Source organism: Streptomyces sp. NBC_01237, from assembly GCF_035917275.1.
Lineage (GTDB): Bacteria > Actinomycetota > Actinomycetes > Streptomycetales > Streptomycetaceae > Streptomyces.
Map to the genome: position 1 here is coordinate 1,975,425 of NZ_CP108508.1, position 15,179 is coordinate 1,990,603.

Annotated in this window: 14 protein-coding genes; 5 read left to right on the forward strand and 9 right to left on the reverse strand. The window is 73.2% G+C overall.

What is annotated here, in order from left to right; all coding sequences use genetic code 11:
* The first annotated feature begins 13 nt into the window (after positions 1 to 13).
* Positions 14 to 559, forward strand: a complete 546-nt coding sequence (locus OG251_RS08775) for a MarR family winged helix-turn-helix transcriptional regulator (RefSeq protein WP_326676624.1) — start codon at positions 14 to 16, stop codon at positions 557 to 559.
* A gap of 168 nt (positions 560 to 727) precedes the next feature.
* Here OG251_RS08775 and OG251_RS08780 read toward each other — a convergent pair whose 3' ends face one another.
* The 9 genes from OG251_RS08780 to OG251_RS08820 form a co-directional block, all read right to left on the reverse strand.
* Positions 728 to 1,792 carry an aminotransferase class V-fold PLP-dependent enzyme gene (locus OG251_RS08780; protein WP_442818316.1) on the reverse strand — a complete coding sequence of 355 codons (1,065 nt, stop codon included), beginning with the start codon at positions 1,790 to 1,792 and terminating at the stop codon, positions 728 to 730.
* Between the two features lie 83 nt (positions 1,793 to 1,875).
* Entirely contained in the window at positions 1,876 to 2,592 is a 717-nt protein-coding gene (locus OG251_RS08785; RefSeq protein WP_326676625.1) for a DsbA family oxidoreductase, read from the reverse strand.
* Between the two features lie 281 nt (positions 2,593 to 2,873).
* Entirely contained in the window at positions 2,874 to 3,422 is a 549-nt protein-coding gene (locus OG251_RS08790; protein ID WP_326676626.1) for a hypothetical protein, read from the reverse strand.
* A gap of 182 nt (positions 3,423 to 3,604) precedes the next feature.
* Positions 3,605 to 4,102, reverse strand: coding sequence for a GNAT family N-acetyltransferase (locus OG251_RS08795; protein WP_326676627.1), 498 nt, complete (start codon positions 4,100 to 4,102; stop codon positions 3,605 to 3,607).
* A gap of 80 nt (positions 4,103 to 4,182) precedes the next feature.
* Entirely contained in the window at positions 4,183 to 5,151 is a 969-nt protein-coding gene (locus OG251_RS08800; protein ID WP_326676628.1) for a pectate lyase family protein, read from the reverse strand.
* 153 nt (positions 5,152 to 5,304) lie between these two features.
* A complete protein-coding gene (locus OG251_RS08805; protein WP_326676629.1) occupies positions 5,305 to 7,155 on the reverse strand; it encodes a serine/threonine-protein kinase in 1,851 nt (616 codons plus the stop codon).
* Positions 7,156 to 7,321: 166 nt separating this feature from the next.
* Entirely contained in the window at positions 7,322 to 8,617 is a 1,296-nt protein-coding gene (locus OG251_RS08810; RefSeq protein WP_326676630.1) for a cytochrome P450, read from the reverse strand.
* Between the two features lie 282 nt (positions 8,618 to 8,899).
* Positions 8,900 to 9,511: a DUF1349 domain-containing protein gene (locus OG251_RS08815; protein WP_326676631.1), complete on the reverse strand. Its 612-nt coding sequence runs from the start codon at positions 9,509 to 9,511 to the stop codon at positions 8,900 to 8,902.
* Entirely contained in the window at positions 9,508 to 11,028 is a 1,521-nt protein-coding gene (locus OG251_RS08820) for an aldehyde dehydrogenase (NADP(+)) (protein ID WP_326676632.1), read from the reverse strand. Before OG251_RS08820 ends, OG251_RS08815 begins: the two co-directional genes overlap by 4 nt.
* Positions 11,029 to 11,186: 158 nt before the next feature.
* Here OG251_RS08820 and OG251_RS08825 point away from each other — a divergent pair, with 158 nt between their 5' ends.
* The 4 genes from OG251_RS08825 (at position 11,187) to OG251_RS08840 (ending at position 15,176) form a co-directional block, all read left to right on the forward strand.
* Positions 11,187 to 11,957 carry an IclR family transcriptional regulator gene (locus OG251_RS08825; RefSeq protein WP_037691667.1) on the forward strand — a complete coding sequence of 257 codons (771 nt, stop codon included), beginning with the start codon at positions 11,187 to 11,189 and terminating at the stop codon, positions 11,955 to 11,957.
* A 227-nt stretch (positions 11,958 to 12,184) separates the two neighbouring features.
* Entirely contained in the window at positions 12,185 to 13,216 is a 1,032-nt protein-coding gene (locus OG251_RS08830) for a hypothetical protein (protein ID WP_326676633.1), read from the forward strand.
* A complete protein-coding gene (locus OG251_RS08835) occupies positions 13,213 to 14,520 on the forward strand; it encodes a sensor histidine kinase (RefSeq protein ID WP_326676634.1) in 1,308 nt (435 codons plus the stop codon). Before OG251_RS08830 ends, OG251_RS08835 begins: the two co-directional genes overlap by 4 nt.
* Positions 14,517 to 15,176: a response regulator transcription factor gene (locus OG251_RS08840; protein WP_326676635.1), complete on the forward strand. Its 660-nt coding sequence runs from the start codon at positions 14,517 to 14,519 to the stop codon at positions 15,174 to 15,176. Before OG251_RS08835 ends, OG251_RS08840 begins: the two co-directional genes overlap by 4 nt.
* Positions 15,177 to 15,179: the final 3 nt, after the last annotated feature.

The following is a 15,179-nucleotide window of genomic DNA, read 5'->3' on the forward strand; positions in this document are numbered from 1 at the left end:
CGAGGAGCCCCTGATGAAGACCGCCCACGCCGGCCCGGCCGACACCACCGCGACCCCCGGCACCGGCGTTGCCGCCGATGCCGCCCCCTGTACGGACGCGCTGCCGAGCGCGGCGCGCGGCGGCCCGCTGAGCCATGCCGTCTCACGGATCGCCCGGCTGCACCGGATCACGGCGGGCAAGCTGCTCAAGGGGCTGGACCTCTACCCCGGTCAGGAATTCCTGATGATGCACCTGTGGGACGCGGGCGCGGTCCGGCAGTCGGAGCTGATCAAGGCGCTGGACCTGGACCCCTCCACGGTCACCAAGATGCTCCAGCGCCTCGAACAGACCGGGCATGTGCGCCGCCGCCCCGACCCGGCCGACCGACGGGCTGTCCTGGTCGAGGCCACGGACGACAGCTGTGCCCTGCGCACCGCGGTGGAGGCGGCGTGGACGAATCTGGAGGAGCACACCCTGGCGGGCCTCGGCCCGGAGGAGCGCGCGGAGCTGGCCCGGCTGCTGGCCAGGGTCGAGGCGAATCTCTGCGCGGAGGCCGAGGGCTGCCCCGGACTCGCCTGAGCCCGGAGCCCCGTATCCGTAGCCGTAGCCGTAGCCGTAGCCGTACGCACGCTCGCACCGCGCCCGTCCTAGCCGCCACGCACTCCGCCGGCGGGAACCACGGCGTCCCCGCGCCGCCGGCTCGGGCCGGGACCGTCCGTACTTCCTTCCCCCCCTCCCCTCCCCCGCTCAGGACAGGGCGTTCAGCGCCCGGTCCACGTCCGCCTCGGTGTTGTAGAGGTGGAAGGCCGCCCGCAGATTGCCCGCCCGCGCCGAGACCATGACTCCGGCCCTGGCCAGATCGGGTTCACGGGCACCGAGTCCGGGCACGGCGACGATGGCCGATTCACCGGGAACCGCCTGGTGGCCGATCCCCGCCAGACCCTGGCGGAACCGGGCCGCGAGCCCGGTGGCGTGGGCGTACAGCGCATCGGTGCCGACCTCCGCCAGCAGGGCGAGGGAGTGCTCGGCCCCGTGGTACGCGAGGAAGGCGGGCGGTTCGTCGAATCGGCGGGCGGAGGGGGCGAGCCGCTCGATCGGGCCGTAGGTGCTGTTCCAGGGGTCCTCGGCGGCCACCCAGCCGGCGAACACGGGCGGCAGGGACGCCTGCGCCTCCTCGGTCACGGTGAGGAACGACGCGCCCCGCGGGCAGAGCAGGAACTTGAAGCCGCCGGTGACGGTGTAGTCGTACGCCCCGGCGTCCAACGGGGACCAGCCCGCCGACTGGGTGGCGTCCACCAGTGTCCGGGCACCGTACGAGGCGGCGGCCGCCCGGACGGCGGCCAGGTCGGCGACCCTGCCGTCGGCGGACTGCACGGAGGAGAAGGCGACGAGCGCGGTCTCCGGCCGCACCGCGTCGGCGAGGTCCGCGAGCGGGACGTACCGCATCCGCAGGTCGCCGCGGAGCGCGAACGGGCTGACCACCGAGCTGAACTCACCCTCGGGGACGAGCACTTCGGCGCCCGGCGGCAGCGATGCGGCGATCAGCCCGACATGGACGGTGACCGAGCCGCCGGTGGCGACCCGGTCGGGGCCGACACCGGCCAGCCCGGCGAACGCGCTCCGGGCGGCCTCCACCGCTTCGAAGCTGCCCGCGCCCGCCGCCCGGCCGGAGGCGTTGTGGTCCGCGAGCGCCTTGACAGCCCGCATGGTGCGGCGGGGCAGCAGCCCGCTGGTCGCGCTGTTGAGGTACGTGGTCTCCGGCGCGAACTCGGTGGCCGCCGCCTGGCTGAGGCTGAGCGAAGTGATCTCCATGCCCCAAGCCTGAAGGCCCCTTAAGTCATAGTCAATTGCCAAGATTCAAGGGGCATACCCAAGCGATTCTTATGGAGTGGGGCTCAGGTCCGCGGGACCTCGCAGGCGCCGTCCGGGTCACAGGCGGCCCCGTCCTCGCCGATCGCGGTCAGCGCGGTGACCGGACGGTCCTTCCACGCCTGTTCCAGCGCCTTGAGGAAGACCTCGGACGGCTGGCCGCCGGAGATCCCGTAGCGCCGGTCGAGCACGAAGAACGGCACGGCGTTGGCGCCCAGCTCGGACGCCTCGCGCTCGTCGGCCCGGACGTCGTCCGCGTACGCCTCGGGGTCGGCGAGCACCGCACGGGCCTCCTCGCCGTCCAGCCCGGCCTCGACGGCGAGCCGGACCAGCTCGTCGTCGTCGAAGACGGAGCGCTCCTCGGCGAAGTTCGCCCGGTAGGCGAGGGTCAGCAGCTCGTCCTGACGGCCGCGCGCCTTGGCCAGGTGCAGCAGCCGGTGGATGTCGAAGGTGTTGCCGTGGTCGCGTCCCTCGGTGTGGTAGCCAAGCCCTTCCGCCTGCGCGTTGGCCGCGACATTGGCCTCCATGGACGCGGCCTCCTCACGGGTGCGGCCGTACTTCTGCGCCAGCATGTCGATCACCAGCGCGGTGTCGCCCTTGGTCCGGCCCGGGTCGAGCTCGAAGGAACGGTGCACCACCTCGACCTCGTCGCGGTGGGCGAACTCCGCCAGGCCCTTCTCGAAACGGGCCTTGCCGATGTAGCACCACGGGCAGGCGATGTCGCTCCAGATCTCGACGCGCATGACTTTTCCGCTCTCCAGGGTCTCGGGTGGTACGGAGGTCCCCTCCGCACACAGGTCGAACAACGGAAGGGGACCTGCTGATTCCCGAGCGGGACAGCCCCTTCCGGCTGGACGGGGCGCAGGACGAGGGGGTCCGGTTTCGCTTCGCTCCCCCTTCACCGGCCCGCACATGCCGAGGGCCGGACGCCGCACGGGACCAGGAGAGGAGACCTGCGGCCCGGGTGCCGGACCCGGCGCTCCCCGCGTGGCGGCGGCGGACCGGCACTCGTCACCCAAGCTGCTCAGTCGGACTTGGTGTACGTGAGCTGCTCGCCGCTGTCCGCGTTCTCGCGACGCAGCGAGCCGTCCGGGAGCAGAGTGAGCGTGGTGGGGCGGCCCGCGGTGCAGGACGACATCGGTTCACCGACGGCGACCGTGGAGGGGCCGACCTCGACGGGCCCGTCCGGGGACGGTTCCGCGGTCAGGATCGCCTCGAAGACACAGTGGTACGAGCCCCCGTTGTCGAGCGGCCCGTCCGCGGTGAGGCTGAGGACGGTCCGGCCGACGGTGCCCTGCTGGATGACGAGCTCCCGGGTGGAGCGGCCCGCGGCGTTGTCGATCGCGCCCGACCAGGTGCCGAGGTATCCGGCCGGGATGGAGCCGTCACCGTCCCCCTTGTCGTCGGCCGGGTCCGACTCGGCCGGCTTCGACGCGGCCGGTCCCGCCCCGGGCTGTTCCTTCACGGCCTGCTCCTTCCCGGAGTCCGGGCCGCGCACCAGTTGGACGACGACGAAGGCCAGCGCGACGGTCAATACGGTGATCGTGGTGATAAGCGCCCATCTGCGCGTCATGAATTCCCTCAGGAGGTGCGGCATAAATGTGTCACTGGTGATCACGAGTCCGACCCTGAAGTGGTTCAGTGTGCACGTAAGTTGTGACATGCCTGTGAGACAGCGGACCTGTCCGGCCCACCCAGGCACATGACCGGCATTCCCCGGTTCTGTGGGGACTGGCCGGTCGTGGTCGCGGCAGCCTACTGATCCCCGGACCGGGCATCCCCGTCCCGCAGGAGGAGGCGCAGGACGAGGTGGCTCCCGGAGTGCGGGGCGTCGGGGTCCGGGGTCCAGCCGTGGTGGGCGTAGAAGGACTGGGCCCTGGTGTTGGGGGCGAAGACCTCCAGCCGGGCGGCCGTCACCCCGGCGTCGCGCCATGCGTCGGTGCAGGCGGAGTGCAGGGCGGTGCCTATGCCCGCACGCCACTGGGAGGGGGCGACATGGAGCTGGGTGAGGTTCATGATGCCGTCGCGTACGGCGTAGGCGGCGATCCCGGCCAGGGCGCCGTCCCGTTCCGCGCACAGGACGGTGGCGTCGGGGCGTTCGACGGCGCGCGACCAGCCGTCGCGGCTGCGGGCGACCTCGTCGGCCCCCAGGTACTCCTCGGCGGGGAGGTGGCCGCGGTAGTACGTGGCGCGGGCCTCGGTGTGCAGCAGGACGATGGCGTCGATGTCGGCGGGGGTCGCTTCTCTGATCATGAAGAGGAGGACGCGCGGGTCCGGCCCGCAGGTTGCGCCGGGCCGGAAACCGCGCGCCCTCTTGGCCGTTCAGGGCGCCGCTAGAGCTTTCCGGCTCCCGCTCCCGACGTCACCGACGCGACGACGGCCGACGCGGGCTCGGCGGTGTAGCTGTACGGCGGGGTGGTGAAGGAGCCGGTCCGCGAGATCTCGGTGGCGGCGCCGCCGAGGTCGTTGCCGCGCTCGACGACGTAGCCGTCCTCGTCGCTGCTGCGGGTGGTGGTGATGGCGATCTTGGTGGTGCGGAAGACATTGTTCTCGACCAGCAGCTGCGCACCCATCCGGGAGTGCACGGCGGTGTCCGCGCCCTCGACGAAGTTGTCGTAGAAGTGGCCGGTGCCGAAGCGGAGGCTGGGGATGCGCGAGTAGACGTTCTGGAAGTGGTTGTGGTGGTACGTCACATGGAGGTGCCCGGTGTCCTCGCCTGCGTTGTTGTCACTGTGCCCGACGAGGCTGCCCTTGTAGTGGTTCTTGAAGGTGTTCCAGGAGACGGTGACCTGGTCGGAGGCGTGGGTGATGTCCAGCAGGCCGTCGTAGTAGTCCTTGTCGTGGTCACGGTCCGCGGAGAAGGAGTTGTGGTCGATCCACACCTTGGTGGAGTTCTGCACGGTGATGCCGTCGGCGGGTGCGACGGGCTTGCTGATGCTGAGGTTGCGCACGACGATGTTCGACGCGTTCTTCAGGCGCAGGCCGCCGCCGGTGAATCCGGCGGACGAACCGACGCCGAGCACCGTGGTGTTGGAGCCGATGTCGACCTGCCCGCTGAGCGTGATCAGGCCGTCGACCTTGACGGTCTTGGCGGTGTCGCCGCTGACCGCCGCGGTGAACGCGGCGAGCGTGCTGACGGTCACCGCCGGGGCGCTGCCGCCACCGGTGGTACCCGCGCCGAAGCCGACCGGGGTGGTCTCGGCGGCCCCGGCGGTGCCGGGGAGGGCGGCGACGGTGAGAGCGCCGACGGCGGCGGCAGCGGCCAGTGCGGTGAGACGGCTGCGGCGGAGCTGGGTGCGCATGGGGGGTCCCTTCTCGGTACGACGAGGTGCGGTGCACTCATTCGTCGCCGCCGAGGGCCCGCGGGTTGCCGGGTCGGGGCACGCGATCCAGGGGCCCCGCCCGGGGCGTGCCCGGTGTACGGGTACGTCGCCACGCCCGAGCGGCGCGGGTGCTCAGCTGCCGGAGCCGGCGTCCGCGCCGTTGCGCCAGACGGTGACGTCCAGCGTCAGGTACGTACTGGGTGATTCCTCGGCCGAGAAGCCCTGGACCGTCACGAGGCCCAGGTGTCCCGTTCCCGTGGTGACGCAGAGCCGGCGCCCCTTGGAGAGTTTGTCCACGTAGACGGTCTGGCTGAACCGGGTCTCCGCGCGGCAGGCGTCGAGCGATCCCGGCTGCCCCGGATCGAGCAGGGCCAGATGCCCCTCCGTGCTCTCCGCGTCGAGGTAGCCGCCGGTGTCGTACGAGAGCTCGTACCCGCCGTCCTCGCCCTGCTGCGGCCGGAGGGCGTCGTCCCCGAGCGTCAGGTGATAGCCCGCGGTGAGGTTGATGCCCTTGTGGACGGAGGGCTTCGGATCCTGCTTGGCGTCCGGCTTCCGGTCGGCCGTCCCGCTCCCGCCGCCGCTGCGCTCGCCCTGCGACGAGCCGCCGCCCTGTGCGGTGTCGTCGTCCTTGCCCTTGAGCATGTCGTACGCCGAGCTGCCCACGACGGCGAGGACCAGCGCGGCGGCGATGGCGATGGCCGCGTTCCGTTTGCCCGTGCTCTTCGCGGGACCGGCCACCGGGTGACCGGGGTGGCCCGGCTGCCCCGGATACATGGGCTGCCCCGGGTAGGTGGGCTGACCGGGGTACGTCTGCGCGTGCGACGGGAACTGGGTCGGGGCGTGGGCCTGCGCGGGCGCCTGGGCCGGGAACTGCGTGGGGGCGTGGGCCTGTGCCTGCGCCGGCGTGCGGTACTGCTGGGGCTGAGCGGGCTGCGTGGGCTGATACGGGTGCTGCGTCGCGGGTGGGCCGTAGCCCGGGGGCGCGGCGGCCACGGGCGCCGTCGGTGAGTAGACGGCCGACGGGGCGGTGGCCGGGGGCGGGGGTGTCTGGACCGGGGCCGGGGCCGCCGCCCGCCCGGTGATGTCGGCGGCGACCGGGACCGGCAGCCAGTCCTCGGGGCGGCGCAGCACCGTCTCCGCGTTCGCGGACTGGCAGAGCCCGATGACCTCGGCGACCGAGGGCCGGGCCGCCGGGTCCTTGGCGAGGCACCGGGTGACCAGCTCCGTCAGCCGTTCCGGGACCCCGCCGAGATCGGGCTCCTCGTGGACGATCCGGTAGAGCACCCCGTGCGAGGTCCCCTCGCCGAACGCCGGCCTGCCCGTCGCCGCGTACGCCGCGACCTGGCCGAGCGCGAAGACGTCGGTGGCCGCCGTCACCCGTTGCCCGGCGGCCTGTTCCGGGGCCATGAACGAGGGGGTGCCGATGGTGACGCCGCTGCCGGTGAGCGAGGTGGCGTCGGCGGCGTACGCGATGCCGAAGTCGATGACGCGGGGCCCGTCGGCGGCGAGCAGCACGTTGGAGGGCTTGAGGTCGCGGTGCACGATGCCCGCTCCGTGGATGACGTGCAGCGCCTCGGCCATGCCCGCGATCAGCAGCAGCACCGCCTCGACCGGCAGCGCGCCGTGCGCGACGACCGCGTCGGCGAGCGAGGGGCCCGGTACGTACGCGGTGGCCAGCCAGGGCTGCGCGCCGTCGGTGTCGGCGTCGATGACGGGCGCGGTGAACAGTCCCTGCACCCGCTGCGCGGACCGCACTTCCTGGGCGAACCGGCGGCGGAACTCGGGGTCCTCCCCGAATTCGGGACGGATCACCTTGATGGCCACGGGCCGCCCGCCGGGGGTGTACGAGAGGTACACCTTGCCCATGCCGCCCGCGCCGAGCCTGGCGGCCAGCCGGTATCCGGCGATGGTGACCGGATCGTCCCCCGCGAGCGGCTGGAAAACCTGTGGGGAACTGCCCCGTTCCGGCTGCTGACCACTCATCGAACTCACGTCTCCCCGTATGGAACTCTGCACGGGATCCCGGATGGATTCCTGGGTGGATTCCTGGAGGGACCCCTGGACGGACCGCCGCTGGGCCGCCGTACGGGCCCGCGCTGTCGGGTGGCACCTTATCCAAGGATCCGCCGACGGCCGGGCTGACGGTCGGTCAGTCCAGGTACACCGGCAGCGCGTCCACTCCGTACACGATCGAGAGCTTCCGGAACTCCAGCTCCGCCGCCGGCACGGCGAGGCTCAACCGGGGGAAGTTCGCGACGAGTTGGGGGAAGGCCGCCCGGAGTTCCATCCTGCCCAGCTCCGCTCCGATGCAGCGGTGGATGCCGTGGCCGAAGGCCAGGTGGGAGGAGACGGGCGGGCGCGACGGGTCGAAGGCGTCCATCGCGGGGCCCAGGCGCGGGTCGCGGTCGGCGGCGCTGAGCGAGACGATGACGATGTCGCCGCCGGATATGCGCACGCCGCCCAGTTCCAGGTCCTCGCGGGCGAAGCGCGGGAAGGCCGTCTGGACGACCGTGAGATGGCGCAGGAGTTCGTCGACGAAGGGGGCCGCGACGGCGGCCGGGTCCTCCGCGTCACGGAGAGCGGTGAAGTGCTCGCGGTCCTGGAGCATGATCAGCGTGCCGAGGGCGAGCATGCTCGCGGTCGTCTCCAGGCCGCCGGTGAGGACGCCGTCGGCGAGGCCGGTGAGTTCCTCGTCGGTGACGCTGTCGCCGTGTTCGCGGATGAGCATGCCGAGCAGACCGTCGCCGGGGTAGCGCCGCTGCTGTTCGACCACGCCGTGCAGATAGTCACGGGACCGGGAGATGGCGCCGAAGGACGCGCCGACGCCGCCGAGCACATCGAAGCGGGCCACCGAGAACTGCTGGAACGCCTCCCGCTCCTCGTAGGGGACGCCGAGCAGTTCGCAGATGACCAGCGCCGGGACCGGGAACGCGAAGTGCTCGACGAGATCGACCCGGCCCTCGGCGTCCGCCGCCTTGGCCAGTCCGCCCAGGCTCTCCTCGACGATCGCATGGATACGGGGGGTGAGGCGGCCCAGGCGGCGCATCGTGAACTCGGGGGTGAGCAGGCGCCGCAGGCGGGTGTGGTCCGGCGGGTCGCAGAAGCCCAGGCCGCCCGGCTGGTGGTTCTCGGCGACACCGGTGCGGCCGACGAGGTGGGCGAAGTCGTTGCTGAAGGCGCGGGCGTCGCCGAGGACCTGCTTGGCCTCCTCGTATCCGGAGACCAGCCAGACCGTCATGCCGGGTATCGGCAGCCGGCTGACCGGTTCGCGGTCGCGCAGCGCGCCGAGTTCGGGGACGGGGTCGAGGCCGTCGCGGCGCAGCGGCAGCAGCGCGGCGTCGGGCAGCTGCGAGAGGGCGGAGAGGTCGAGGGAGGTGCCCTTCGACCTGAGGCGGGCGAGGTAGCGGCGCGTGAGCCAGGTCGCCATCGCGGAACGTACGGACATGCTGTGCTCGCATCTGTGAGGTGGGACGAACAGGGCCGGTGCCGATGCCGGTTACGAGAAGGGGGCGGGAGGGGAAATCCTGCCGGACCGGTGAGCGGGCGTCCCCAGGGGGCCGCCGGAACGGCACTGCGGGGCCGGACGTGCCGCGGGTCACGGGGCGGCGAGCGAGGGACCATGACCGGTGAACCGCTCCGGCCCCGCTCATGTGGTGAGCGGGGCCGGGCAGTTGACGGAGGGCGGGGCGGCCGGACTCCGTGGGCGTGTGCGGGGGACGGCGGCGCCTCAGCGGCCGTCGCGCAGGTCGGTGAGCCCCTCGGCCCGGAAGGTGATCCGGTCGAAGACCGCGCCGCATCCCTCCCCGGTGGGTGACTGCACCAGGAATCCGGCGAGCGCGGACGCCCGCTCCTCGGGGGTACCGAGGGTGAAGGTACGGACGAAGGTCCAGGTCTCGCCGTCGGCCGAGGCGTGGAAGGCGAAGGCGCCGCCGGTGCGGCTCAGCCGCAGCCAGCAGTGGTCCTCCTCCACGACGAAGGAGTTGGCGTCGTCGGAGTGCCCGCGGGTGACGACGGTGCAGATGGTCGGGGTGTGCGGGGAGAGTTCCAGGCAGAGCTTGGCCCACTCCCGTTCGCCGACGTGCAGATAGAGCACCCCCGCGTCGAAGGCGGCGGCGAAGCCGACCCGTACGCGGGCGAGCAGCTGGAAGTCCCCGTCCGGGACCGCACCGAGCAGGCGCGGCGCGTCGGTGGCGGATGTCAGGTCGTCACCGCCCGGTGGTACGAAGCGGTCCTGCCCGGCGCCGGCCCGGCCGGTCAGCACGCCGTCCGCGTAGGCCCAGCGGCCCTCGGGGCCGAACGCCCGCAGCGGGAAGGGGATCTCGGGGAGGTGGGTCGTCATGCGCGTCGTCCGTCCAGGCGGCGGGGCAGGCCCAGCGGGTTGTCCTCGCGCAGTTCCGGCGGCAGCAGGGCGGCGGGGGTGTTCTGGTAGCTGACCGGGCGCAGCCAGCGTTCGACGGCGGTGGTGCCGACGGAGGTGGAGGTGGAGGTGGAGGCCGGGTAGGGGCCGCCGTGGTGCTGGGCGGGGGCGACGGCGACGCCGGTCGGCCAGCCGTTGACGAGGACGCGTCCGGCGAGCGGGGTGAGGGCGGCGAGCAGGTCCGCCGCACCGCCGTCGGCCTCCTCCGCGGAGATCTGGAGGGTGGCGGTCAGGTTGCCCGGGAGCCGGGAGAGCACCGCGGTGATCTCGTCATCGGACGCGTACCGCGCGATGACGGTGACCGGGCCGAAGCACTCCTCCAGGAGCGCGTCGTGCGGGCCCTCGGCGGCCAGCCGGTGGGCCGGTACGGTCAGGAAGCCCGCGGACACGGTGTGTTCGCCGCCCGCGCCGGGGGTGACGGGGGCTTCCACATCGGCGAGCGCGGCCCGTTCGCCGACGCCCGCGAGGAACGCGTCCCGCATCCGGTGGTCGAGCATCACTCCGGCGTCGGTGTCGCTGACGGTCTCGGTGAGGGCCTTCAGCAGCCGGTCCCCGGCCTCGCCCGCGGGGGCCAGGACGAAGCCGGGCTTGGTGCAGAACTGCCCGGCGCCCATGGTCATCGAGGCGCCGAGGCCGGCCCCGATCTGCTCGCCGCGCTCGGCGGCGGCCGCCTCGGTGACGACGACGGGGTTGAGGGAGCCGAGTTCACCGTGGAAGGGGATGGGGGCGGGCCGGGCGGCGGCCGCGTCGAACAGGGCCCGTCCGCCGCGTACCGAGCCGGTGAAGCCCGCCGCGCTCACCAGCGGGTGCTTGATCAGCTCGATGCCCGCCGCGAAGCCGTGCACCAGGGTCAGTACGTCCTCGGGGAGCCCGACCCGGGCCGCGGCGCGGCGGATCACGGAGGCGCACAGCTCGGAGGTCGCGGGGTGGTCGGGGTGCGCCTTGACGACGACCGGGCAGCCGGCCGCGAGCGCGCTCGCGGTGTCGCCGCCGGGTACAGAGAAGGCGAGCGGGAAGTTGCTGGCCGCGTAGACGGCGACGACGCCGAGCGGGATCTTGTAACGGCGCAGGTCCGGCCAGGGCGGGGTCCTGGTCCCGTCCTCGTGGTCGATGTGGATGTCGAGGTAGGCGCCCTCGTCGACGACCTCCGCGAAGGCCCGCAACTGTGCCGCGGTGCGGGCGAGTTCGCCGGTGAGCCGGGCCGGGCCGAGCGCGGTCTCCGCGTCGGCGGCCTCGATGACGTGCTCCCCCGCCTCGGCGAGCAGATCGGCCGCGGTGCGCAGGAACGCGGCACGCACGGTCCGGTCGGCGAGGGCGTCGCGTACGGCGTGTGCCGCCCTGACCGCCCGGTCGACCTCCTCCGCTGTAGCCTCCACCGCAACCTGCTCGCGCGGGTTCCCGGTTCGGGGGTCGACGCTCCAGACTGGTGCTGCTGCCACCGTGTTTCCTTCCCGGTCCGCTGCCACGCTTCACGGCGTTGTTCGGTATTCTGAACAGCGTTCCTGATCATGAATGTGCTGGGACTCTATTTCCGTGCGTTCAGTGTTGGCAAGAAGTCACAGGATTTTGGCGTGAGGCTGGAAAGGGGCGTAGGGCGATGTCGGTTGCCGAGTCTGGTGGGGCACAGGTCAAGTCCGCGGTACGGACGGTGGAGCTGCTCGAATACTTCGCGGGGCGCCCCGGCATGCACTCGCTCGCCGCCGTCCAGGAGGCCGTCGGCTACCCGAAGTCCAGCCTCTACATGCTGCTGCGCACACTGGTGGAACTGGGCTGGGTGGAGACCGACGCGACGGGCACCCGGTACGGCATCGGGGTGCGCGCCCTGCTCGTCGGTACGTCGTACATCGACGGCGACGAGGTCGTGGCCGCCGCCCGCCCCACCCTGGACCGGCTCTCCGACGACACCACGGAGACCATCCACCTGGCCCGCCTCGACGGGACGAACGTGGTGTACCTCGCCACCCGGCAGTCCCAGCACTATCTGCGCCCGTTCACCCGGGTCGGCCGTCGGCTGCCCGCCCACTCCACGTCCCTCGGCAAGGCGCTGCTGGCCACCCACAGCGACGAGCAGGTCCGCAAGATGCTGCCCGAGACGCTGCCCGCGCTGACCGAGCACACCCTCACGGACCGCGAGAAGCTGATCGAGGAGCTGCACCTCATCCGCGAACAGGGGTACGCGGTGGACCGTGAGGAGAACACCCTCGGCCTGCGCTGCTTCGGCGTCGCGATCCCCTACCGGACGCCCGCGCGCGACGCGATCAGCTGCTCGGTGCCGGTCGCCCGGCTCACTCCCGCGCACGAGCAGATGGTCAAGGACGCCCTGTTCGACGCCCGCGACCGGCTCACGCTCGCCACCCGCCGGCTCTGACGAACCTCCCGCGCCCGGAACGGGACGGCGAACCTCCCGCGCGGGATCGTGGGGCGGCCAACTGCCGCCGCCCCACGCGCGGATGCCCGATCCGGCGGCCCCGGTCCCGGTCCTGGGGGCCGTTGCCGAGTGGCGCCCGGCGGATGAGGGCGTCTCCGCCGGACGGCGGAGACGGATCGTCGCCACGCACGACGTGCGGAAGCGGGCCGCACGGAAACGTGGCCGCCATGACACCCACACCACGTACCTCCCGCACCCCGGCGCCCCTCGCGCCCGCGCCCCGCACCGGCCGCGCCCGCGCCGTGCTCCGTACGCTCGCCATCGCGGCCTGCCTGCCCTACATCGCCCTCAAGTCCGCCTGGACAGCGGGCAGTCGGCTCGGAATCCCGGACCACAGCACCCTGCTCGACCACCGCACCACGATGATCCTCGCCAATGGTGTGTCGGCGCTGATGGACGGCGCGGTCGTCGTCCTCGCCCTGCTGCTCACCCGGCCCCGCGGGCACCGGGTGCCCGCCTGGCTGCTGGTCCTGCCGGTCTGGGTGGCGACCGGGCTGCTCCTGCCGATCATGACGGGCTTCCCCCTCCAGATGCTGGTGAGACTGCTCGGCGGCGATACGGACGGCTCGGGCGCCGCCGCCCGCCCGTTCCTGGACGAGTGGGTGTTCGGCGTCGTCTACACGGGCTTCATCGTCCAGGGCCTCACCCTCGGCTCCCTGTTCGTGCTGCACGCCAGGGACCGCTGGGGACATCTGTGGCAGGGCACCGTGCGTGACCTGCCGGACAGCCCCACCACTCCCGTCCTGCGCCTCGCCGCGGTCGCGGCCGCGCTGCTCGCCCTCGTGCCGGGCACCATGCATCTGCTCTGGGCCACCGGTTCGACCGCGGGGCTCAACGAGGGCCGCATCGCGGAACGCACCGGCGACTTCTCCGTCCTCCAGTCGGTCGACGCGCTCTTCGCCGTCACCGCGGCCACCGGGGCCCTGCTGCTCGCCTTCCGGCTCGGCGGACGGCTCCCCCTCACCGTGCCGCTCGCCCTGGCCTGGGGCGGTTCCGGGGCGGTGGCCTGCTGGGGCGGCTGGATGAGCATCGCCTCGCTGGGCGGGGTCGACGGCATCGGGGACCGGCCGACCCCGGCGATGGGCCTCATCTACGCTGTGCAGATGCTGGTCGGGATGCTGGTCCTCACCCTGGGCGCGTACTTCCTCGCCGAGCGGGACGCGGCGGAGGCCCGGCCGTTGCCCGCCGCCCGCGCGTGACCGCGCTGTTCGGGCGCCGGGCCAGGCTGCGGTGGCTGCATCTGATCATCGGCGGCGCGCTGCTGATGCCCTACTTCCTGGTCGGCATGGTCGCCGTCGGCGCCTCCGGCGGGGACGACGGGGTCTTCTCGTCCATCACCGGCCGGTTCACCGCGTTCGCGTACGCCCTGCCGATGGCCGCGGTCACCGGACTCTTCCCGCTCGTACGGCCCCTCTCGGTGGCCGCGGCCCGTGCGCTGTGCGGCATTACCGCCGAGCGGCTGGCCGAGGGCCCGGCCCGGACCCGGCAGGCCAGGGTCAGGGCCGCGGGCTGGTACACCCTGCACCTGGCGCTGGGCGGTGTCGTCAGCGGCATGACGCTGGCGCTGACCCCGTTCGCGGTGGGTGTGATGGGGCTGCCGTTCTCCGCGGCGCTGCGGGATTCCGCGCTGCTGGGGCTGCCACCGGCGCTGGACCGGCCGTGGATCGTGGCCCTCACCCCGCTCGCCGGGCTCGCGCTGCTCTGCGCGCCGGCCCTGAGCGCGGCGGCGGCCGGGGAGCTGCTGGCCCGCCGGGCGCCGGTGCTGCTGGGGCCGACGCCCGACGACCGGCTGGCCGCCGCCGAGCGCCGGGCGGCCGCTCTGGCGCTGCGCAACCGGCTCGCCCGGGAACTGCACGATTCGGTCGGCCACGCCCTGAGCGCGGTGACCCTCCAGGCGGGAGCGGCCCGCCGGGTCCTGGCCGACGATCCGGAGTTCGTCCGGGAGGCGCTGGCCGCGATCGAGGAGACCACCCGGCGCACGGTCGGTGAACTGGACTCCATGCTCGGTCTGTTGAGGCAGGACGGCGAGTCGGCGAACGGCCCGGAGGACGGCGTCCCCGCCCTGGACCAGGGACCGGGGCAGGGACCGGGGCAGGGACCGGGGCAGGGACCGGGGCTGGACGCGCTGGACGGGCTGCTGGCGCGCTGCGGGGTTCCGGTGGCGTACGAGGCGCTGGGCGAGCCCGGCGCGGTCACGGGGGCCGTGTCGGGAGAGGCGTACCGGATCGTGCAGGAGGGACTCAGCAACGCCCTGCGGCACGGCGCGGGCGGGGCACCGGTGGAGCTGCGGATCGCGGTCCGCGAGGAGGATCTGGAGATCACGATGGAGAACCCGCTGTCCGGGCGGCCCCCGGTGCTGCGGCCCGGCGGAGGCAGGGGGCTGCGCGGCATCGCCGAACGGGCCGCGCTGCTGGGCGGCCGCACCGAGGCCGGTCCCCACGGCGGCACCTGGCGGCTGACCGCCCGGCTGCCCCTGGACGCCGCCGGGCGGGCGGAGCGATGAGCGACGTCATCCGGATCGTCGTGGCCGACGACGAGCGCATGGTCCGTACGGCGCTGCGCGTGATCCTGGACGCCGAACCCGGTCTGGAGGTCGTCGGCGAGGCTGCCACCGGGGCCGAGGCGCTCTCCGTGGTGCGCTCGCTGCGCCCCGACGTCGTGCTGATGGACGTCCGGATGCCGCAGACCGACGGCATCCGGGCCACCGAGCGGATCCTGGCCACCGTCGACGGACCACCCCGGATCGTGGTCGTGACGACCTTCGAGAACGACTCGTACGTGTACGAGGCGCTGCGCGCCGGGGCCGCGGGCTTCCTGCTGAAGCGGGCCGCGGCCGGGGAACTCGTCCAGGCGGTGCGACTGGTCGCCCGCAGCGAGTTCCTGCTGTACCCGTCCGCCGTACGCGATCTGGCCGCGGCGTACGGGGCACCACGGGCACCGGCGCCCCCGGACTGGGTGGCGCGGCTGACCGAGCGGGAGGCAGCGGTGCTGCGGCTGATGGCGGCGGGCCTGACCAACGCGGAGATCGCGGGGCGGCTCGACGTGGGCGCGGCGACGGCGAAGACCCATGTGGCGGCGGTCCTGGCGAAGACCGGCGCCCGGCACCGTACGCACGCGGTGATCGTGGCGTACGAATCCGGGTTCATCACCCCCGGCTGAGCC

What these genes read in the sequence shown, in the direction of transcription:
- OG251_RS08775 (WP_326676624.1), top strand. Translation starts at nt 14, where the DNA reads ATGAAGACCGCCCACGCCGGCCCGGCCGACACCACCGCGACCCCCGGC.
- OG251_RS08780 (WP_442818316.1), bottom strand. Translation starts at nt 1,792, where the DNA reads ATGGAGATCACTTCGCTCAGCCTCAGCCAGGCGGCGGCCACCGAGTTC.
- OG251_RS08785 (WP_326676625.1), bottom strand. Translation starts at nt 2,592, where the DNA reads ATGCGCGTCGAGATCTGGAGCGACATCGCCTGCCCGTGGTGCTACATC.
- OG251_RS08790 (WP_326676626.1), bottom strand. Translation starts at nt 3,422, where the DNA reads ATGACGCGCAGATGGGCGCTTATCACCACGATCACCGTATTGACCGTC.
- OG251_RS08795 (WP_326676627.1), bottom strand. Translation starts at nt 4,102, where the DNA reads ATGATCAGAGAAGCGACCCCCGCCGACATCGACGCCATCGTCCTGCTG.
- OG251_RS08800 (WP_326676628.1), bottom strand. Translation starts at nt 5,151, where the DNA reads ATGCGCACCCAGCTCCGCCGCAGCCGTCTCACCGCACTGGCCGCTGCC.
- OG251_RS08805 (WP_326676629.1), bottom strand. Translation starts at nt 7,155, where the DNA reads ATGAGTGGTCAGCAGCCGGAACGGGGCAGTTCCCCACAGGTTTTCCAG.
- OG251_RS08810 (WP_326676630.1), bottom strand. Translation starts at nt 8,617, where the DNA reads ATGTCCGTACGTTCCGCGATGGCGACCTGGCTCACGCGCCGCTACCTC.
- OG251_RS08815 (WP_326676631.1), bottom strand. Translation starts at nt 9,511, where the DNA reads ATGACGACCCACCTCCCCGAGATCCCCTTCCCGCTGCGGGCGTTCGGC.
- OG251_RS08825 (WP_037691667.1), top strand. Translation starts at nt 11,187, where the DNA reads ATGTCGGTTGCCGAGTCTGGTGGGGCACAGGTCAAGTCCGCGGTACGG.
- OG251_RS08830 (WP_326676633.1), top strand. Translation starts at nt 12,185, where the DNA reads ATGACACCCACACCACGTACCTCCCGCACCCCGGCGCCCCTCGCGCCC.
- OG251_RS08840 (WP_326676635.1), top strand. Translation starts at nt 14,517, where the DNA reads ATGAGCGACGTCATCCGGATCGTCGTGGCCGACGACGAGCGCATGGTC.